The sequence below is a fragment of the Stenotrophomonas sp. LARHCG68 genome (genome assembly GCF_052871705.1).
Map to the genome: position 1 here is coordinate 305,896 of NZ_JBIXJV010000003.1, position 18,427 is coordinate 324,322.

At 68.0% G+C, this 18,427-nt stretch carries 16 protein-coding genes; 8 read left to right on the forward strand and 8 right to left on the reverse strand.

Annotated features, from left to right (window positions below; translation table 11 throughout):
* Window positions 1-50: 50 nt before the first annotated feature.
* A complete protein-coding gene (locus ACIPR8_RS12535) occupies window positions 51-668 on the forward strand; it encodes an HD-GYP domain-containing protein (RefSeq protein ID WP_446541237.1) in 618 nt (205 codons plus the stop codon).
* On the opposite strand, the gene cls is transcribed toward ACIPR8_RS12535, so the two are convergent.
* On the reverse strand, window positions 665-2,176 hold the full coding sequence (cls, locus tag ACIPR8_RS12540; RefSeq protein WP_446541238.1) for a cardiolipin synthase: 1,512 nt from the start codon (window positions 2,174-2,176) through the stop codon (window positions 665-667). The two genes, ACIPR8_RS12535 and cls, sit on opposite strands and share 4 nt — an antisense overlap.
* 188 nt (window positions 2,177-2,364) lie before the next feature.
* Here cls and ACIPR8_RS12545 point away from each other — a divergent pair, with 188 nt between their 5' ends.
* On the forward strand, window positions 2,365-2,577 hold the full coding sequence (locus ACIPR8_RS12545; protein ID WP_132864621.1) for a ParD-like family protein: 213 nt from the start codon (window positions 2,365-2,367) through the stop codon (window positions 2,575-2,577).
* Window positions 2,574-3,365, forward strand: coding sequence for a type I methionyl aminopeptidase (gene map / locus ACIPR8_RS12550; RefSeq protein WP_192286397.1), 792 nt, complete (start codon window positions 2,574-2,576; stop codon window positions 3,363-3,365). The genes ACIPR8_RS12545 and map overlap by 4 nt, the downstream gene beginning before the upstream one ends.
* Window positions 3,366-3,526: 161 nt before the next feature.
* Here map and ACIPR8_RS12555 read toward each other — a convergent pair whose 3' ends face one another.
* The 3 genes from ACIPR8_RS12555 to ACIPR8_RS12565 all read right to left on the reverse strand — a co-directional run bounded on the left by ACIPR8_RS12555 (window position 3,527) and on the right by ACIPR8_RS12565 (window position 7,277).
* The gene (locus ACIPR8_RS12555; RefSeq protein WP_446541239.1) at window positions 3,527-5,620 is read right to left on the reverse strand and encodes a M13 family metallopeptidase; all 2,094 of its coding nucleotides are present in this window, start codon (window positions 5,618-5,620) and stop codon (window positions 3,527-3,529) included.
* A 111-nt stretch (window positions 5,621-5,731) separates the two neighbouring features.
* Complete coding sequence (locus ACIPR8_RS12560; RefSeq protein WP_446541240.1) at window positions 5,732-6,733, reverse strand: hypothetical protein; 1,002 nt, start codon at window positions 6,731-6,733, stop codon at window positions 5,732-5,734.
* Window positions 6,723-7,277 (reverse strand): RNA polymerase sigma factor, encoded by a 555-nt coding sequence (locus tag ACIPR8_RS12565; RefSeq protein ID WP_446541241.1) that lies wholly within the window; start codon window positions 7,275-7,277, stop codon window positions 6,723-6,725. The genes ACIPR8_RS12560 and ACIPR8_RS12565 overlap by 11 nt, the downstream gene beginning before the upstream one ends.
* 127 nt (window positions 7,278-7,404) lie before the next feature.
* Here ACIPR8_RS12565 and ACIPR8_RS12570 point away from each other — a divergent pair, with 127 nt between their 5' ends.
* The 3 genes from ACIPR8_RS12570 to ACIPR8_RS12580 all read left to right on the forward strand — a co-directional run bounded on the left by ACIPR8_RS12570 (window position 7,405) and on the right by ACIPR8_RS12580 (window position 9,421).
* Window positions 7,405-8,076, forward strand: a complete 672-nt coding sequence (locus tag ACIPR8_RS12570; RefSeq protein ID WP_446541242.1) for a dioxygenase family protein — start codon at window positions 7,405-7,407, stop codon at window positions 8,074-8,076.
* Window positions 8,073-8,663, forward strand: coding sequence for a cytochrome b/b6 domain-containing protein (locus ACIPR8_RS12575; RefSeq protein WP_446541243.1), 591 nt, complete (start codon window positions 8,073-8,075; stop codon window positions 8,661-8,663). The genes ACIPR8_RS12570 and ACIPR8_RS12575 overlap by 4 nt, the downstream gene beginning before the upstream one ends.
* 146 nt (window positions 8,664-8,809) lie before the next feature.
* On the forward strand, window positions 8,810-9,421 hold the full coding sequence (locus ACIPR8_RS12580; RefSeq protein WP_313255340.1) for an HAD family hydrolase: 612 nt from the start codon (window positions 8,810-8,812) through the stop codon (window positions 9,419-9,421).
* Window positions 9,422-9,570: 149 nt separating this feature from the next.
* On the opposite strand, the gene ACIPR8_RS12585 is transcribed toward ACIPR8_RS12580, so the two are convergent.
* The 4 genes from ACIPR8_RS12585 to baeS form a co-directional block, all read right to left on the reverse strand.
* Window positions 9,571-10,710, reverse strand: coding sequence for an MFS transporter (locus ACIPR8_RS12585; protein WP_446541244.1), 1,140 nt, complete (start codon window positions 10,708-10,710; stop codon window positions 9,571-9,573).
* 59 nt (window positions 10,711-10,769) lie between these two features.
* Complete coding sequence (locus ACIPR8_RS12590; RefSeq protein WP_446541245.1) at window positions 10,770-11,558, reverse strand: DeoR/GlpR family DNA-binding transcription regulator; 789 nt, start codon at window positions 11,556-11,558, stop codon at window positions 10,770-10,772.
* 261 nt (window positions 11,559-11,819) lie between these two features.
* The gene (locus tag ACIPR8_RS12595; RefSeq protein ID WP_446541246.1) at window positions 11,820-12,536 is read right to left on the reverse strand and encodes a response regulator; all 717 of its coding nucleotides are present in this window, start codon (window positions 12,534-12,536) and stop codon (window positions 11,820-11,822) included.
* Entirely contained in the window at window positions 12,533-13,921 is a 1,389-nt protein-coding gene (gene baeS, locus ACIPR8_RS12600) for a sensor histidine kinase efflux regulator BaeS (protein WP_446541247.1), read from the reverse strand. Before baeS ends, ACIPR8_RS12595 begins: the two co-directional genes overlap by 4 nt.
* 146 nt (window positions 13,922-14,067) lie before the next feature.
* Here baeS and ACIPR8_RS12605 point away from each other — a divergent pair, with 146 nt between their 5' ends.
* Both ACIPR8_RS12605 and ACIPR8_RS12610 read left to right on the forward strand, forming a co-directional pair.
* Window positions 14,068-15,243, forward strand: a complete 1,176-nt coding sequence (locus ACIPR8_RS12605) for an efflux RND transporter periplasmic adaptor subunit (RefSeq protein ID WP_446541248.1) — start codon at window positions 14,068-14,070, stop codon at window positions 15,241-15,243.
* Window positions 15,244-15,252: 9 nt separating this feature from the next.
* The gene (locus ACIPR8_RS12610; RefSeq protein ID WP_446541249.1) at window positions 15,253-18,393 is read left to right on the forward strand and encodes an efflux RND transporter permease subunit; all 3,141 of its coding nucleotides are present in this window, start codon (window positions 15,253-15,255) and stop codon (window positions 18,391-18,393) included.
* The last annotated feature ends 34 nt before the right edge of the window (window positions 18,394-18,427 follow it).

The window sequence follows — 18,427 nt, forward strand, 5'->3', positions numbered from 1 at the left end:
AAAATGCCCCCTTCCCTTTCGCCGCGCCCTGTCCCGCAGCCCGATACCGCATGTCGCCGATCAGCACGCCCGTGGGCCTGTCCCTTCCGCCGGATGACCCGTCCTGCACGATCACCGTGCTGGCCGCGGCGCTGGACCAGCGCGACAGCTACACCGACCACCACTGCGACCGCGTCTCGCGGCTGGCACACGCGATGGGGCGCCACTGCGGCCTGGACGAGGAACGCCTCGGGCACCTGGTGCTGGCCGCGCGCTTCCACGACGTGGGCAAGATCGGCGTGCGCGACGACGTGCTGCTGCACCCGGGCAAGCTTGATGACCCACGGCTGTCGGCCATGCGCACTCACCCCGAGCGCGGTGCGCGGCTGTTCCTGGCCACCGGCCGCGACGATGCCCGCCAGGTGGCCGCACTGATCCGCCACCACCACGAAGCGTGGGATGGCAGCGGCTACCCGCATGGCCTGCAGGGCGAGGAAATCCCGATGGAATCGCGCATCCTCACCATCGTCGATGGTTTCGACGCGATGACGTCCGAGCGTCCCTACCGCGGGCCGATGCCGGCCCAGCGCGCCGTCGAACTGCTGTCCAATGAACGCGGCCGGCTCATCGACCCCCGCCTGTTCGGCGAATTCATGGGCCTGATGCGCCAGGGCGAACTGCCGGCCTAGAGCACCGGCGACATCATCGCCACCGCGTTCTGCACCAGCCGTGCGTGCAGCGGCCACTGCCGCACCTGCGACAGGCTGACCGGGGTTGCCACCTGCAGGTACTTCTGCTGGCGCTGGCGCAGCACGCCGACCACCGCCGGATCGGCGATCAGCAGGTTGTTCTCGAAGTTCAGCTCCAGGCTGCGGCGGTCGATGTTGGCCGAGCCGACCAGCGCCACCTCGCCGTCGAACGTGAGCGACTTGGCATGCAGCAGGCCCAATGGATATTCGTGCACCTGCACGCCGCACTGCAGCAGGTCGGCATAGGTGCTGCGGCTGGTCTGTCCCACCAGCCAGGAATCATTGCGCGCCGGGAAGATCACCTGCGTGGCCACGCCCCGTCGCGGTGCCGCGCACAGCGCGCGCAGGATCGATTCGTCCGGCACGAAGTACGGCGTGGAGATCACCAGTTCGCGGCGCGCGGCGTAGATGCAGGCCACGAACATGTCGGCCATGGCGTTGTGGCGGGTGATCGGCCCGGTCTCGAAGGCCATCGCACGGCTGCCACGGTCGAAGGTGGCTGCCGCACCCCGCGCCGCGTAGCCCTCCATCGCGGTTTCGCCGGTTTCCGGAATCCAGCCGCTGAGGAACAGGTACTGCAGCTGGCGCACCACCGGCCCTTCGCAGCGCAGCAGCAGGTCGATCCACGGCGCATAGGCCGGCTTCACCCGGAACTCGGCATCGGCGCAGTTCTGGCTGCCGCAGTAGGCGATGCGGTTGTCGATGACCACGATCTTGCGGTGGTCGCGCAGGTCCATGCGGCTGAAGGCCATGTGCTGCAGGCGGTTGACGTCGTCCAGTGTCTTGAGCAGCGCCACCCCCGCCCCGGCGAGCTGGCGCCAGCGTGGGCCATCGATGAACGCGCGCGAGCCCAACGCATCCACCATCACCCGGCAGGCCACGCCCCGGCGCGCCGCCGCCGCGACCGCATCGGCCACCCGCCCGCCGGCGCCATCGTCCAGCCAGATGTAGAAGGCGATGTGCACGCTCTCGGTGGCGCGATCGATGTCGGCGACCAATGTCGCCATCGCGGCCCGGCAATCGGCCACCGGATCATCGGCGGCGCTCCCCTCGGCACCCAGCAACGCGATGCGGTTGCCTGCCTGTACGTGGAAGCCGTTGATCGAATGCGCCAGCTCGAACAGGGGCGCGATGTTGTCGGCCAATGCGGCATCCGGGCCAGCCACCGGCTGTCCCGGGTCGGCCTCGTGCAGGCGGCTCATGTTGTGCCGCACCTGCTGCAAGCGCCGGAACCGTGAACGGCCAATGCTGGTTTCGCCCAGCAGCAGGTAGGCCACCATGCCGACCAACGGCGCCAGCATGATCACCGCCACCCAGGCCGCGCGCGACGCCGGCGCACGGTTCGGCCGGGTCAACGCCCGCGCCGCGGTCAGCAGGTGCGCGATGAAAACCAGCACCGTGCCACCCAGCTGCAGCAGGCCCTGCCAGTTGCCAGGATCGAACGTCATTGCCCCCTCTCTCCCCGAACTCGCCTGAGCTGCCGGACGGCGACATCCATAGCATGCGACCGGTGTTGCCGCTGTCGGCGTACTGCAAGCGCGGTCGCCGTCATGGCCATGGCGCTTGACCGATGGCCGGTCGCAATGAATATATGGCTCATATATACTTCATATACACCTCACGGGAGATGACCCGCATGGGCATCGTGAACATCGACGACGACCTGCACGACAACCTCCGCCGGGCCAGCACGGTATCGGGGCGTTCGATCAATGCCCAGGCCGGCTTCTGGATCCGCATCGGCATGCTCTGTGAGCTCAACCCGCACCTGAGCTACCAGGAACTGGTCGCGCGGGAACTGGCGGCGGCCGGGGTCCGGCCCGCGCCGTTGTTGGCGCCCAGCCCATGATCAAGCAACCCCACGAACTGGCCCTGATGGCCGAATCCGGCCGCCTGCTGGCATCGGTGTTCGAAGCGCTGGACCGGTTGCCGCTGGAAGGCCTGAGCACCCTGCAGGTCAACGACTGGGTCGAGCGCTTCATCGTGCAGGAACTGAAGGCCCGCCCGGCCAGCAAGGGGCAATACGGCTTTGCCTATGTGCTCAACAGTTCCATCGACAACGTGGTCTGCCATGGCATTCCCTCCGCCTCGGACATCCTGCGCGAGGGCAGCATCGTCAACCTCGACATCACCCTGGAGAAGAACGGCTACATCGCCGATTCCAGCAAGATGTACCTGATCGGCGAGGTCAGCCATGCCGCGCGCCGGCTGGTCAACGCCACCCGCGAAGCGATGTGGAAAGGCATCGCCAGCGTGCGCCCCGGCGCGACGCTGGGCGACATCGGCTTCGCCATCCAGCGCCATGCCAAGGATGCCGGCTATTCGGTGGTCAAGGAGTACTGCGGGCACGGCATCGGCCGCGAGATGCACGAGGAGCCGCAGGTGCTGCACTACGGCCATCGCGGCGCCGGCCTGGCGCTGGAGCCGGGCATGACCTTCACCATCGAGCCGATGATCAACCAGGGCCGCGCCGCCATCGACAGCAGCGACGATGGCTGGACCGTCACCACCCGCGACGGCAAGTTGTCCGCGCAATGCGAGCACACCGTCGAGGTCACCGACAGCGGCGTGCGCGTGCTCACCCTGCGCACGGAGGAGCGCGCGTTGGCCGAGCGCCTGCTGGGCAAGGCCGGCTGAGTTCGACGCCCGGCGCGTCACCCCGCAGCATGCCCCTGCAGTCGAGGCGATCTGCGCGACGAAGACCGCACGAGCGGAACGCCACGCGTCACCCGACGAAACAAGGCCCGGCAATGCCGGGCCTTCTTCGTTCCACTCACGCCATCATGCTGGCGAGCGGGTTACCAGATCACCACGCGCTTGTCGTCGGCGCGCACCATCGCATCGCCGGCCTTGCACTGGAACGCGGCCGCGAACGAGGGCATGTTCGACGGTGCGCCGTTGGCGCGGAAGTTGGCCGGTGCGTGCGGATCGGTGTTCAGGCGCACACGCAGCTCGCCGTCGGTGAAGTTGCGGCGCCACACCGTGGCCCAGTTCATGAAGAAGCGCTGGTCCTGAGTGTAGCCGTCCACCGGTACATTGGCCTTCGGGTCTTCCTTCAGCGCCATCTGCAGCGCGTCGTAGGCCACGGTCAGGCCACCGAGGTCACCGATGTTCTCGCCCAGGGTGAGCTTGCCCTTCACGTTCACGCCCGGCAGTGCCTCGTAGCCATCGAACTGGGCGACCAGCTGGTCGGTGCGGCTGGTGAAGGCCGTGCGGTCGGCATCGGTCCACCAGTTGTCGAAATTGCCGTTGGCGGCGAACTGGCTGCCCGAGTCGTCGTAGCCGTGCATCATCTCGTGGCCGATCACCGCGCCGATGCCGCCGTAGTTCAAGGCCGGGTCGGCCTTGGCGTCGAAGAACGGCGGCTGCAGGATGGCGGCCGGGAACACGATCTCGTTCTTGGTGGCGTTGTAGTAGGCATTCACCGTCTGCGGAGTCATGCCCCACTCGGTCCGGTCCACCGGCTTGCCGATCTTGCCCAGCATGTAGCGGTAGTTGAACGCGCGCGCGGCCTGCACGTTGGCCAGGTAGTCCTCGCCATTGGTGGCCAGGCCCGACCAGTCACGCCACTTGTCCGGGTAACCGATCTTCGGGGTGAAGCTGGCCCACTTTTCCAGCGCCTTCTTCCTGGTTTCCTCGCCCATCCACGGCAGCGTTTCCAGTCGCGCCTTCAGCGCCACCGACAGGTTTTCCACCAGGTGCTGCATGGCCACCTTGGACTCGGCCGGGAACACCGCATCCACGTACAGCTGGCCCAATGCCTCGCCCATCGAGCCGTTCACGGCCTCCAGCACGCGCTTCCAGCGCGGCTGCATTTCCTGCTGTCCGCGCAGGGTCTTGCTGAAGAACTCATAGTTGGCCTGCTCGAAGCCGCTGCTGAGGTACGGCGCAGCGTCATCCACTGCGTGGAAGCGCAGGTAGGCCTGCCAGGTGCTGGCCGGCACGTCGGCGAGCATGCTGTTCACTTCGGCGAAGAAGCCCGGCTGTGCCAGCGAGAACTTGTCCTTGGCCGGGATCTGCAGCGTGTCGAACAGCGCGGTCCAGCTGAAGTTCGGGGTCTGCTTGTCGGCGTCGGCGGCACTGAGCGGGTTGTAGCGCTTGGCCGGGTCGCGCAGCTCGATGCGCGACAGCGAGGCCTTGGCCAGGCGGGTTTCAAACGCCATCACCGCATTGGCCTGCTCCTTGGCCTGCGCGGCATCCACGCCGGACAGGGTCAGCAGCTGTTCGATGTAGGCCACGTAGGCCGCGCGGATCGCGGCCTGCGATTCGTCGAAGTAGTAGCCCTTCTCCGGCAGGCCCAGCCCGCCCTGGCCGACATAGGCGATGACGTTGGCCGAGTCCTTGAAGTCCGGGCTGGCATACAGCGCGAACAGCCCGCCATTGCCGCGCGCGAAGCTGTCGCGCAGGTAGCCGCCGATGGCGGCGGTGTCGTTCAGTGCGGCGATCTTGTCCAGTTCCGGCTGCAGTGGCGTGATGCCCGCCGCTTCGATCGCGGCCTCGTTGTTGCCGGTCTTCCAGATGTCGCCGATCTTGGCCTCGTTCGAACCGGCCGCGGCCTTGCCGTTGGCGGCCTGCTCGACCAGCGCATGCTGCACTTCCAGCGAGCGCTCGCGCAGGATCTCGAAGCTGCCCCAGGTCACCTGGTCACCCGGCACCGGGTTGGCGGCCAGCCACTTGCTGTTGACGAAGCCGTTGAGGTCGGCGCAGGCCTGCACGGCCGGATCCAGGTCGGCGGCGTTGAGCGAGATCAGCGCAGTCTTCAGCTGCGACGCGTCGAACGCTGGCTTGGCGTCGGCAGCCGGGGGGACGGCGGCCTCGGTCTTGCCGCAGGCGGCAAGCGAAGCGGCGATGGCGACCGTCAGCGACAACGGGACAAGCTTGTAAAACGACATGGACATCTCCGGGCCAAACAGGGAAAGGCGCCGCAGGCACGTGCGGCGCAGCTTGGGAGCGTAGGACATACCGGTCCGCAACGGGATCGGCCGAAGGTCACAGCGCGTGGCTTATCCCAACGCGTCGCGCCAATTCAGCCACCATGCCTTCGGCGGCCGTGGCACCTGCTCCCACCAGCGGTTCATGGCATGCACGCTGCCCTGCTGCCAGGCTTGGCGGTGGGCCGGATCCGGGACCGTTTCACCGAACATCGCTGCCAGGCGCGGATACAGCGGTCCCGACGCCAGCACCGGGTAGCGGGTCAGCAGGGTGAGTATGGTGAAGCGATCATCGTCGGTTGCGCGCTCGGCCACCTGCGCCTCGACACCGGTCACGCGCTCGCCCCTGGCCATTGCCAGGTCCAACTGCTCGACCTGTGCCGCGAACGCGACGCTTGCCGTCTCGGCCAGCGGAATGCCGCTGCGCGACGCATCAAAGCGCAGGTGCGAGCCAGCCGGCACCAGGGTTTCCTGCCCCTGCACGCGGTGCATCACCCAGCCACTGAGCACGCGGATGTCGCCTTCGCCCTGGAGATTGCGCTGCATTTCGAACGCGCAGCCCAGGTCCACGGTTTCGGCATCACCGGCGGCAATGCCGAAGTGGCCCGGTGGTGCCCAGATGCGGGCACGCACCCGGCCGTCCAGCAATTCCAGGCGGTGATGCCCGGCGCGTGTGTCGACCAGCCGGACCCGTGTCCCCGGCAACACCTGCATGCGGCCGATGCGGGCTACCTGGACGGTGGCGGTTTCCCCTGCCGAGGTCGCCAGCGTCTGCCCGACCCGCAGCGTGCGCGGCAGCGCCGGGGCGTCGGTTTCAACCGCCCAGTCGTGGTGCTCGCTCCATTGCAGCCGCCACGGCAACCACGCCGCGATCCCGACCGCACAGGCCACCAGCACCGCGACCATCGCCAGGGCAGGCCGCCGCCAGCGCGGCGCGCGCGATGTGGGGGGCAGCGCCCAGGCCTGTCCTTCGGCCGGCACATGCCGGTAGCGGCCCAGCAGCGCTTCAAGCCGCACCAGTTCGTCGTCACCCGGCAACGCCGGGTCCCACAGCGGGTCTGGCCTATCCACCATCGTTGTTCTCCTCCTGCCGCTGCGCGATGCCCAGCGCCTCGCGCAGCCGGCCCATGCCGCGGTGCAGGTTGACCCGGACCGACTGCGGCGTCAGCCCGGTGAGCGCGGAGATCTCCGCGCCACTCAGGCCTTCGACCAGGCGCAGGATCAGTGTCTCGCGATAGGCCAGCGGCAACGCACGGATGGCCTGCAGTGCCTCGCCGGCCTGGGCCATCGATTCCGGCCCGACGCCGCCCCAGGGCGGATCGGCGCAGTCGCCGATGGCTACGGTTTCGACCGTTGCCGCCGGCCGCATGCGGCGCGCGATCATCGCGATCCATGGCCCGAAGCGCTCCGGTTCGCGCAGTTGGTCCAACCGGGCGAATGCCAGCACGAAGGTTTCCTGGGTCAGGTCGTCCACCCGCGCACGCGCCACCGCGCCCAGGTGGATGGCATGCACCAGTGGCGCGAAGCTGCGGTACAGCCAGGCGTAGGCCGCCTGCGATCCGCGCCGGGCGTCCTGCACCTGCCGTGCGATGTCCTGTGGCGCAAGCGCGGGCTTCATGTCCTTGGGGATCGGGGGTGACCTGGATCAAGAGGGTAGCCGGGGCCGAAGCGTTAACACATGTCCGGCGGTTAACGCTTCGATCGGGCGAACGCTCCTGATCGACACGCCGCTCCGGAGAACCGTCATGCCCTGCTCCCCTTTTCCACTGGCCGGCCCCGTGCTCCTCAGCGTGCGCGGCAGTGCCTTGTTGATGCTGCTGGCCGCTTGCGCCCTCGCCGATGCCGGCCCGCCCCCGGTGGTCGGCCTGCCCTGCGAAGACTGCGAGGTCGCCTTGATCGGCCTGCCCGACGCTCCGCCCGTCGTGATGCGCCTGGCGCCGGACACCGAGCCGGGCGAACGGCTGCGCCTGCAGGGCCGGGTAAGCGATGCACGCGGACGGCCGCGCGCGGGTGTGATCGTGTATGCCCACCAGACCAACCGCGACGGCATCTACCCGGGCGAACGCAGTGATCCCGACCCCGGTGTCCGCCGTCATGGCCGGCTGCGCGGCTGGGCCACCACGGCATCGGACGGAAGCTACCGCTTCGACACGATACGCCCGGGCAGCTACCCGGGAACGCGGATGCCGCAACACATCCACCTGTACATCATCGAGCCCGGCTGTGCGCTGTACTACATCGACGATGTGCTGTTCAGCGATGATCCCCACCTCACCGCCGCCGTCGCACGCAAGGCCGACCTTCGCCGGGGTGGCAACGGCATCGTCACCCCGGCAAAGGTTCCCGGTGGCTGGCAGGCCCGCCGCGACATCGTGACCGGCCAGAACATTCCCGGCTATCCGGCATGCCCGGCATGAGCGCATCGGCCGTCGAACGGTATCCGCTGGTGTTGCGCGTGCTGCATTGGCTGCTGGCGGCGCTGCTGATCCTGCAGCTCGGCCTGGGCCTGGCGGCCGAGCACGCGGTGCCGCCTGCCATCGCCGATCGCCTGCTCGCCGTCCACTTCCCGCTGGGCATCGTGATCCTGTGCCTGATGACCCTGCGCCTTGTGCTGCGCCTGACACTGCACGCACCGGCGGCGCGGCGCGATGAGCCCCGCTGGCGCCAGCGCGTGCGGTCAGGCGTGCATGCCGCGCTGTATGTGTTGGTCCTGCTCCTGCCGATCAGCGGCCACGTGATCTGGGTATGGATGGGGGCGGACCGGCACCTGCCGGGTGGCTGGGAAGTGCCCGCCTTCTTCATGCCCCCCGAAGACGAGACCGGGCGTGCCCTTGCCTGGTACGTGCATGTCTACGGCGCGTGGTTGCTGCTGGCACTGGTGGTGCTGCACGTAGCCGCTGCATTCCACCGCCAATGGACGCGTGGCGATGGCTTCATCGCACGCCGGATGGGCTGGGGTAGCCAGCCACCGCGCCGTCCATGCGCCGCGAAGCGCCGCACCTGATACGCGCGCATCCGTCGCGAATCGTTGCCTGCCGGTAGCCACCGCTTGCCGGCGATGCGGCACATGCATCATGGTTGCGCGGGATGATCCAGCGTGCCGCCTGCGGCTCACGTGCTGGCACACCTGCATCCCTTGCCTGAACCTCCATGATCAAGACCCTCTTCTTCGACTTCGACGGCGTGTTGACCACCGACCCGAGCGGTTCAGCGACGACGCTGCGCGCGCTCGCCGAGCAGTCCGGCCTGGACGAGCAGGTCCTCTGGGCAGCCATCGAACCCTTCAACCGCGACCTGATCCTGGGCCACACCACCCACGCCCGGATCTGGCCCGATGTCTGTGCACGGCTGGGCACCGAGATTCCCTTCGAACACCTGACCACCGCGTTCCTGCAGACGCCCATCCACCAGCCGGTGCTGGCGCTGGCAAGGGAACTGCGCGCGGAATTCGCCATCGGCATGATCACTGACAACAAGTCCGATCGCATGGATGTGATCGTCAGGCAGCATCGACTGGATGAGGTCTTCGACCCCATCGTCGTCTCCGCCGAGGTCGGCCACAGCAAGCGTGGGGCGGCAATCTTCCGGGAGGCGCTGCGCCGGGCCGGTGCCGAGGCAAGGACATCCTTGTTCATCGACAACACCCTGCGCAACCTGTACGGCGCGGCAGCCATCGGGATGAAGACCTTGCTGTTCGATGGCACCACGGAAGGCGCCGCGGAACTGCGCAGCGCCCTGCAGCTCATCTTCACCAGCGACTGAAGGACGGCCGAGGCCGGGGCCTGCCGTCGTTCCATGAACATCGCACAGGGCAGCGCGGCCGGACCTCATGGCAGCGGCGTACGGCGCAGGCCGGCCAGCATTTCACCCCTCATTGGAGGCAGGGAATCTTCCCGACCGGTGACGCAGGCTCAACGCACCCGCAGTGACGCGCCCAGTACCGCCACCCCGGCCAGCGCGGTTGCCGCCAGCAGGAACGCCGCCGGCAGGGACCAGTGCTGGGCAACGAAGCCGATCGAGGCCGGCCCCAGCAACACCCCGGCGTAGCCCAGGGTCGTCACCGCCGGGATCGCCACGCTCTCCGGCATGCGGGTCTGGCGTCCGGCCAGGCTGAACATCACCGGCACGATGTTGGCGCAACCGATACCCACCAGCGCATAGCCCAGCAGCGCCGCGCCGAATGCCGGGACCAGCGTCGCCAGAAAGAAGCCGCCGCTGCCGACCAGGCCGCCGATCAGCACCGCACGTGCGCTGCCCAACCGGTTGACCAGGCCGTCGCCGAACAGGCGCGTCACCGTCATCGCCACGTTGAAGGCGACAAAGCCCCACCCGGCATGCGCGAGCTCCACGCCACGCACCTCGTGCAGGAACACCGCACTCCAGTCCAGCATCGATCCCTCGGCCAGGAAGCTGACGAAGCAGACCAGGCCGATCAGCACCACCACGCCACGCGGCAACGCGAACGCCGCTTCCCCCTGGGGCGCGCGCTCGGTGCGCCAGCAGCGCATCGACGCCACCGTCACCAGCACCACGCCCAGTGCGGTTGCCAGGGTGGCCGCCAACGCACCGGCGCCGGCCGACAGCAGCAACGCCACCAGCGCCGCACCACACAAGGCACCGATGCTGTAGAACGCGTGGAAGCCGGACATCATCGCCCTGCCCGACTCGCGCTCGACGAACACCGCCTGGATGTTCATCACGCAATCCATCGCGCCGATCGCCGCGCCGAATACCAGCAACGAAAGCCCGATCGTCAACGGCGTGGGGGCGAGCGCAAGCAACGGCAGCGCCGCCACGATGATCACCACGGTCACCTGCATCACCGCACGGCAGCCGAAACGCGCTGCCAGCAGGCCGGCCAGCGGCATCGCCAGCAACGAGCCCAGACCCAGGCACAGCAGCACCACGCCCAGCAGGGCATCATCCAGGCCGGCGCGCACCTTTGCATACGGCACCAGCGGCGCCCAGCAGGAAATGGCGAATCCGGGGACGAAGAAAGCGGCGCGCGTGGCCATCTGTTGGCAACGCTGGAGGGCATGCAGGTCGGTCATGGAAACATCGGCACAGGGGGAGAGAACCGAAGCCGCACGCGGCAACGGGCGAAGATCAATCAGGCCGCGCCGACCGGCACCAGGTGCAGCTGCGCCGGCCCGGCCAGGAACTGCTCGCGCAGCTCGGCGGGCAGGTCGTCGGCAACGACAAGGTGATCCACCTGCGCGAGCGTGCCGATGCGATACGTGGCGCGCGTGCCCAGCTTGCCCACGCCTGCGACGATGATGGCCACACCGCTGGCCTGGATCATGGCCTGCTTGAACGCCACTTCTTCGGCATGGATTCCCCAGACACCGGTCTCCGGGTCCACCGCGCAGGTGCCGGGAATACAGATATCCACCTGCAGTTCGGCAAGCTGGCGCTGCGCGATCACGCCGATGGCGCCACCACTTGCCGGATCCACGCGGCCGCCGATCATCACCACCTCGGCGACCGGGTCACCGCACAGCGCCGCGGCGACGGTGGGCGCGTTGGTGATCACGGTGACCGCCTTGCCGCGCAGTGCCTGCGCGATCTCGACATTGGTCGAACCGGCGTCCAGCAGCACGGTCTGCCCCGCTTGCACCAACGATGCCGCGTGGCTGGCCAACGCGCTGCGCTCTCCGTCCCGGCGCTGCATGCGTTGTGGCAACCCGTCGAAGTGCGCGGTCGGCAACAGCGCGCCGCCGTATACCCGCCGGCACAGGCCCCTGCCCGCCATGTCACGCAGGTCACGACGGATGGAATCCTCGGAGACCTCGAAGCGTGCGGCCAGCTCGCTGGCCACTACGCGTCCGTGGGCCTTGAGCAAGGCCAGGATCCGCTGTTGGCGCTCCTGCGGCAGCACCTCGTTGTGGGGCAAATTCATGTGACCCGGCTCCGTTGATCGCGGGAAGCGTTGGGGACGCGCCACGGCTTGCAGCCCGTTCGGCGTCATTGCGACGCCAGCAATCATGCATAAACGCGATTAAACGTGCAACAACCTGCATTCAGGGCCACCCCGCTCCGGCGCAGGCAGTGGTGCGGGTACGCATCGCCACCCCCGGCGCCAAGGCGCGGGGCGTCCTACCGCCACACAGGCCGATGGACCCACGCAATCCACGGCAGGACACCGCAACCGTCCGTGCGATCAGGACCGGGGATCAGGCTCCCTGGCCGGCAGTTCGAAGCTGTAGCCCACCCCGTAGATCGAACGCACACCGTCTCCCTGCATGCCGGCCTCGCGCAGCCGGCGACGAAGGTTGCGCACATGGCTGTCCACGGTGCGGTCGGTCACCACCCGGTGGTCGCTGTACAGATGGTTGAGCAGTTGCTCACGCGACCACACCCGGCCCGGGCTACCCAGCAAGGTGCGCAACAGGCGGAACTCGACCGCCGTCAGGTCCAGCACGCGGCCATGCAGGAAAGCGCGATTGCCGGTTTCATCGATGACCAGGCCCGCTTGCCGGGGCTCCGCCTGGCCGTGGCGGTAGCGGCGCAACACCGTCCCCACACGCGCCACGACTTCCTTGGGACTGAACGGCTTGCACACGTAGTCGTCGGCACCGACCTCCAGCCCGAGCAGACGATCGATCTCCTCCACCCGCGCGGTCACCATGATCACCGGTACATCACTCTCCGCGCGGATGGCACGGCACAACTCCACGCCATCACGCCCCGGCAGCATGATGTCCAGCAACACCAGGGCGGGCCGGCGTGCGTGGAAGGCGGCCATCACCTGGTTGCCGTCGGCCACCCAGTCACTGCGGTAACCGGCTGCGTGCAGGTAGTCGCGCAGCACTGCCGCCAGGCGCGGTTCGTCCTCGACAACGAGCACTTCCACGGCGGCGTCGATGGATGTGCTCATGCGTGCAGTGGCAGTTCCACCACGATGGCCAGCCCACCGAGCGCGGACGCTTCGGCGTGGATGGCGCCGCCATGGGCCAACACGATGTTGCGGCAGATCGCCAGGCCCAGCCCGCTACCACCACTGGCGCGATTGCGCGAGGCATCCACCCGGTAGAACCGCTCGAACAGGCGCCCACGCTTGTCCTCGTCCACGCCCGGCGCGCTGTCCTCGATGCTTATCCGCACGTGCCGTTCATCGCGCAACGCATGTACCGCGACGCTGCCGCCGCGGTCGGTGTAACGCAACGCGTTCTCCAGCAGGTTGGCGAACAACTGCTGCAGGCGCCGTTCATCCCCCTGCACCGGCAGCGGGCCGGGCGCGGATGACACGACCAGCGCCAACCCCGCGTCGTGGAAGCGACAGCGCATGCCTTCCACCGTCGCGCGCAGCACCGCATCCAGGTCCAGCGGCACATGTTCGTAGGCCAACTCGCCGGACTGGGTCAACGCCAGCTCGTGCAGGTCGTCGATGAGCTTGCCCAGCTGCCGCACTTCGCCCTGCAACGGTGCCAACGTCGCCGCGCTCATCGGCCGGATGCCGTCCTGGATGGCCTCCAGTTCCGCACGCAGCACCGACAACGGCGTGCGCAGCTCATGCGAGATGTCGGCCATGAACTCACGCCGGTTCCGCTCGCTGTTCTCCAGCGCGCCGGCCATGCGGTTGAAGTCCTGCGCCAGCCGCCCCAGCTCATCGTCGGCGCCGGGCACGATGCGTGTGGCGTAGTCCCCGCCGGCCAACCGGTGGGTCGCCGCCCCCATGCCCTGGATGCGCTTGCGCAGGGGGCGGGTCAACAGCCACGCCAACGTACCGGCGACCAGCACCGCGACGATGCTGATCGCCCACCAGCGCCGCACCTGCGCCTCCATGAAGCGCTGCTCGTTGCGCGCCAATATCTTCTGGAACGGCACCATCGCCAGCCAGCCCACGGTATGGCCTTCCACCACGATCGGGCGGCGGATCGCACTGCCATCGACGTCGGCGTTGCCGATCACGCGTTGGCCCTGCGCATCAAGCAACGCGAAGCGGGCCACCGCGCCGGTCTGGTCCGACACCGGTGGCGCACTCAGCAAGGCTTCGTCGGCAACCGGGTCGCCCACATGGGGACGGATCAGCCGCAGCCAGACCTTGCGCTGGCCGCGCACGAACTCCCAACTGCCATGTTCGGCGTACTCGGCCTGCAGGCGCGGCAACAGCAATTCCATGCGGCCGATGCCCTGGCCATTGAGGTAGCCCAGGAAGCCCCTTTCGAACAGCCATTTGCCGGCCACGCCATTGACCAGCAAGGCGACCGCGCACATCAACAGCATGGCGCAGAAGATCTTGGCGGCGATTCCGAATTTCATGGTGCGCGGATGTGGACGGGCCGTGACGGGATGGCCCCATTAGCGGCGCCCTGCCGCCGCGATGCAAGCCCGCGCCATCAATCTCCATATTTGCTGCACATTTGCCTCGCAGGCTAGCGTCACCTGGAAACCACCGAGTGCCCCCCATGCCCGCTGCTGTTCCACCCCGCACTGCCCTGGTTCCGTTGGCCCTGCTAGTCTGCGGCGTGCTCACGGCCTGTTCGTCCAAGCAGGCGACGCCCTCCCGCGAGGTGACCGTCTCGGTACAGCCGGTCACTGTCCAGCGAATGGCCATGGAGCAGACGTTGCCGGGCCGGACGGTGGCGTTCATGACCTCGGACGTACGCCCGCAGGTGGGCGGCATCATCCAGAAGCGGCTGTTCACCGAGGGCGAGCAGGTGAACGCCGGCCAGGTGCTCTACCAGATCGACCCGGCCAGTTACCAGGCAGCCTACGACAACGCGCGCGGCACCCTGGCCCAGGCCGAAGCGGCGGTACTCTCCGCGCGCCCCAAGGCCGAACGTTATGAAAGCCTGGTCAAGGCCGATGCGGTCAGCAGGCAGGACGGCGACGATGCCCTGGCCGCGCTGCGCCAGGCCGAGGCGGCGGTGGTGGCCGCGCGCGCCGGGCTGCAGAGCGCGCGCATCAACCTGGACTACACCCGCATCACCGCCCCCATCAACGGCCGCATCTCCACCTCCACCTATACCCCCGGTGCCCTGGTCACCGCGGGCCAGACCACCGCACTGACCACCATCCAGCAGCTGGACCCGATCTACGTGGACGTCAGCCAGACCAGTGCCCAGCTGCTGGCGCTGCGCCGGCAGCTGGCCTCCGGCGCGCTGCAGTCCGTGGACGGCAAGGCACAGGTCAGCGTCACCCTGGAGGACGGCAGTACCTACGCGCACACCGGCACCCTCGAGTTCGTGGGCACCGCCGTGGACACCGGCACCGGCAACGTCACCCTGCGCGCGGTGCTGCCCAATCCCGACGGCCTGCTGCTGCCGGGCATGTACGTGCGCGCGGTGCTGCCGATGGCCATCAATGACAAGGCCATCCTCGTGCCGCAGAGCGCGGTCACCCGCAATACGAAGGGGGAAGCCACCGTCAAGCTGGTGGGCGAAGGCGACAAGGTGGTCGAGCAGGTGGTGACGCTGGGCGACGCCGTCCGCAACCAATGGGTGGTCACCGCGGGGTTGAACGCGGGGCAGCGGCTGATCGTGGCCAATGGCAGCAAGGCCAGCGCCGGGCAGACGGTCAAGGTGCAGGCCGCCAACGCCGCCGCGGCCGACCCCGCCACCGCCACTCCCGGCACCAAGTAAGGATCGACCATGGCACGTTTCTTCATCGACCGGCCGATCTTCGCGTGGGTCATCGCCATCGTCATCACCCTGGCCGGCACGCTGGCGGTGTTCTCGCTGCCGCTGGAGCAGTACCCGGACATCGCCCCGCCGTCGGTCTCCATCCGTGCCAACTACACCGGTGCCTCCGCGCAGACCGTGGAGAACGCCGTCACCCAGGTCATCGAGCAGCAGATGACCGGGTTGGACAACCTGATGTACATGTCCTCCAGCAGCAGTTCCTCCGGCGGCGCGCAGATCACCCTGACCTTCGAGTCCGGCACCAATGCCGACACCGCGCAGATGCAGGTGCAGAACAAGCTCCAACAGGCCGAATCCAAGCTGCCTGATGCGGTCAAGAACACCGGCGTCACCGTCACCAAGTCCTCCGGCAACATCTTCATGGTGGTGGCCTTCAGCTCGGCCGACGGCTCGATGCAGAAGAACGACATCGCCGACTACATGGTCTCCTCGGTGCAGGACCCGATCAGCCGTATCTCCGGCGTGGGCAACGTGCAGGTGATGGGAGCCCAGTACGCAATGCGGATCTGGCTGGACCCGGAGAAGCTGCGCACCTATTCACTGATGCCGTCGGACGTCAGCAATGCGATCAGCGCGCAGAACGCCGATGTGTCGTCCGGCCAGCTCGGCGCCCTGCCCGCCGTGGACGACCAGGGCCTGAACGTCACCGTGACCGCGCGCAGCCGGCTGCAGACCCCCGAGCAGTTCCGCCAGGTGGTGATCAAGTCCGATCCCGGTGGTGCGGTCGTGCACCTGTCCGACGTGGCCACCGTCGAGCTGGGCGGGGAGAGCTACAACGTCATGTCCACCTTCAACGGCAAGCCCGCCGCCGGCATGGGCATCGAACTGGCCAGCGGTGCCAACGCACTGCAGGTGGCCGACGCGGTGCAGGCCCGCCTGCAGCAGCTCAAGCCGTTCTTCCCCACCGGGCTGCAGTACCAGGTGGCGATGGATACCACGCCGTTCGTGCGCATCTCCATCGAAGAAGTGGTCAAGACCCTGATCGAGGCCATCGTGCTGGTGGTGCTGATCATGTACCTGTTCCTGCAGAGCTGGCGGGCGACGCTGATCCCCGCGGTCGCGGTGCCGGTGGTGCTGATGGGCACCTTCGGCGTGCTGTCCCTGCTGGGCTATTCGATCAACACCCTGACCATGTTCGCGATGGTGCTGGCCATCGGCCTGCTGGTGGACGATGCCATCGTGGTGGTGGAGAACGTCGAGCGCGTGATGGCCACCGAACACCTGTCCGCGCGCGAGGCCACCCGCAAGTCGATGCAGCAGATCACCGGCGCGCTGGTCGGCATCGCGCTGGTGCTGACGGCGGTGTTCCTGCCCATGGCGTTCTTTGGCGGCTCCACCGGCATGATCTACCGCCAGTTCTCGGTGACCATCGCCTCGGCGATGATCCTCTCGGTGCTGGTGGCCATGACCTTGACGCCGGCCATGTGCGCAAGCCTGCTGGTCGCGCCCGGCCCGGACGGCCACGCCGTGCATCGCGGTCGCCTGGGCCGCTTCTTCGCCGGCTTCAACCGGCGCTTCGACGCCAGCGCCGAACGTTACCAGCACGGCGTGCAGCGCCTGCTCGGCCGCCGTTCGCTGGGCGTGGCCTGCTATGCCGTGCTGTTGCTGGTGATGGGCCTGCTGTTCTGGCGCCTGCCCACCTCGTTCCTTCCCGCCGAGGACCAGGGCACCCTGATCGTGCAGGTCAAGCTGCCTTCGGGCACCACCATGCAGCGCACCCAGGCCGTGATGGACCAGCTCACCGCCTATGCGCTCGAGCAGCCGGAGGTTTCGACCATCATGGCCAACGCCGGCTCCGGTGGTGGTGGCGGCAACAGCGCGCAGAACTCGGCACAGGCCTACATCCGCCTGAAGGACTGGTCGTTGCGCGAGGCCAGCGCACAGGAGGTGGGCGTGCGCATCACCCAGGCCATGTCCCGCATCCCCGATGCCCAGATCTTCGCGGTAACCCCGTCCGGCATTCCCGGCATGGGCCAGACCGGCGGCTTCACCTTCCAGCTGCAGGACCTGGGCGGCGCCGGCCATGAAGCGTTGGTCGCCGCCCGCGAACAGCTGCTCGGCAGCGCCGGCCAGGAATCCGCCCTGGCCAAGGTGCGCTATACGGCGGTCGACGATGCGCCCAGCTTCAAGGTGGAGATCGACGATGCCAAGGCTGGCGCACTGGACCTGGCCACCAGCGACATCAACAACACCCTCTCCACCGCCTTGGGCGGCACCTACGTCAACGATTTCATCAACCGCGGCCGGGTGAAGAAGGTCTACGTACAGGGCGAGGCCTCCGCGCGCATGCTGCCGGCCGACGTCGGCCGCTGGTCGGTGCGCAACAGCGATGGCCAGATGGTGGCGTTCTCCGCCTTCTCCACCTCCTCGTGGGATTTCGCACCGGCGACACTGACCCGCTTCAACGGCAGTGGCTCGATGGAGATCAGTGGCGAAGCCAATGCCGGCACCAGTTCGGGCACGGCCATGGAGACGATGGAACGGCTTGCCGCGGCGTTGCCGACGGGCATGGGCTTCTCCTGGTCGGGGATGTCCTACCAGGAACGCCTGGCCGGCAACCAGGCACCCTTGCTGTACGGCGTCTCGCTGCTGTTCGTGTTCCTGTGCCTGGCCGCCCTGTATGAAAGCTGGTCGGTGCCGTTGTCGGTGATGTTGGCCGTTCCGATCGGCGTGGTGGGCGCGCTGCTGCTCACCAGCCTGCGCGGGCTGGAGAATGACGTGTACTTCCAGGTCGGCCTGTTGACCACCGTCGGCCTGGCCGCCAAGAACGGCATCCTGATCGTGGAGTTCGCCAAGGAACTGGAAGAACAGGGCCAATCGTTGCTGCAGGCGGTGCTGCATGCCGCGCGCATGCGCCTGCGTCCGATCCTGATGACCTCGTTGGCCTTCCTGCTCGGCGTGTTGCCGCTGGTGGTCAGCAGCGGTGCGGGGTCGGCCGGTCGCCATTCGCTGGGCACCGGCGTGTTCGGCGGCACGCTCGCCTCCACCGCGCTGGGCATCTTCTTCGTCCCGCTGTTCTACGTGATCGTGCGTACCCTCTCGCCGCGCAAGGCGCGTCCGCAGGCGACCGAAGTGGAGAATCCGTCGTGACTCGAACCTGTCCCCCGCCCGGACCGCGCCACTC

Excerpts from the sequence above, each read along its gene's own strand:
- ACIPR8_RS12535 (WP_446541237.1), top strand. The coding sequence starts at position 51 with ATGTCGCCGATCAGCACGCCCGTGGGCCTGTCCCTTCCGCCGGATGAC.
- cls (WP_446541238.1), bottom strand. The coding sequence starts at position 2,176 with ATGACGTTCGATCCTGGCAACTGGCAGGGCCTGCTGCAGCTGGGTGGC.
- ACIPR8_RS12545 (WP_132864621.1), top strand. The coding sequence starts at position 2,365 with ATGGGCATCGTGAACATCGACGACGACCTGCACGACAACCTCCGCCGG.
- map (WP_192286397.1), top strand. The coding sequence starts at position 2,574 with ATGATCAAGCAACCCCACGAACTGGCCCTGATGGCCGAATCCGGCCGC.
- ACIPR8_RS12555 (WP_446541239.1), bottom strand. The coding sequence starts at position 5,620 with ATGTCGTTTTACAAGCTTGTCCCGTTGTCGCTGACGGTCGCCATCGCC.
- ACIPR8_RS12560 (WP_446541240.1), bottom strand. The coding sequence starts at position 6,733 with ATGGTGGATAGGCCAGACCCGCTGTGGGACCCGGCGTTGCCGGGTGAC.
- ACIPR8_RS12565 (WP_446541241.1), bottom strand. The coding sequence starts at position 7,277 with ATGAAGCCCGCGCTTGCGCCACAGGACATCGCACGGCAGGTGCAGGAC.
- ACIPR8_RS12570 (WP_446541242.1), top strand. The coding sequence starts at position 7,405 with ATGCCCTGCTCCCCTTTTCCACTGGCCGGCCCCGTGCTCCTCAGCGTG.
- ACIPR8_RS12575 (WP_446541243.1), top strand. The coding sequence starts at position 8,073 with ATGAGCGCATCGGCCGTCGAACGGTATCCGCTGGTGTTGCGCGTGCTG.
- ACIPR8_RS12580 (WP_313255340.1), top strand. The coding sequence starts at position 8,810 with ATGATCAAGACCCTCTTCTTCGACTTCGACGGCGTGTTGACCACCGAC.
- ACIPR8_RS12585 (WP_446541244.1), bottom strand. The coding sequence starts at position 10,710 with ATGACCGACCTGCATGCCCTCCAGCGTTGCCAACAGATGGCCACGCGC.
- ACIPR8_RS12590 (WP_446541245.1), bottom strand. The coding sequence starts at position 11,558 with ATGAATTTGCCCCACAACGAGGTGCTGCCGCAGGAGCGCCAACAGCGG.
- ACIPR8_RS12595 (WP_446541246.1), bottom strand. The coding sequence starts at position 12,536 with ATGAGCACATCCATCGACGCCGCCGTGGAAGTGCTCGTTGTCGAGGAC.
- baeS (WP_446541247.1), bottom strand. The coding sequence starts at position 13,921 with ATGAAATTCGGAATCGCCGCCAAGATCTTCTGCGCCATGCTGTTGATG.
- ACIPR8_RS12605 (WP_446541248.1), top strand. The coding sequence starts at position 14,068 with ATGCCCGCTGCTGTTCCACCCCGCACTGCCCTGGTTCCGTTGGCCCTG.
- ACIPR8_RS12610 (WP_446541249.1), top strand. The coding sequence starts at position 15,253 with ATGGCACGTTTCTTCATCGACCGGCCGATCTTCGCGTGGGTCATCGCC.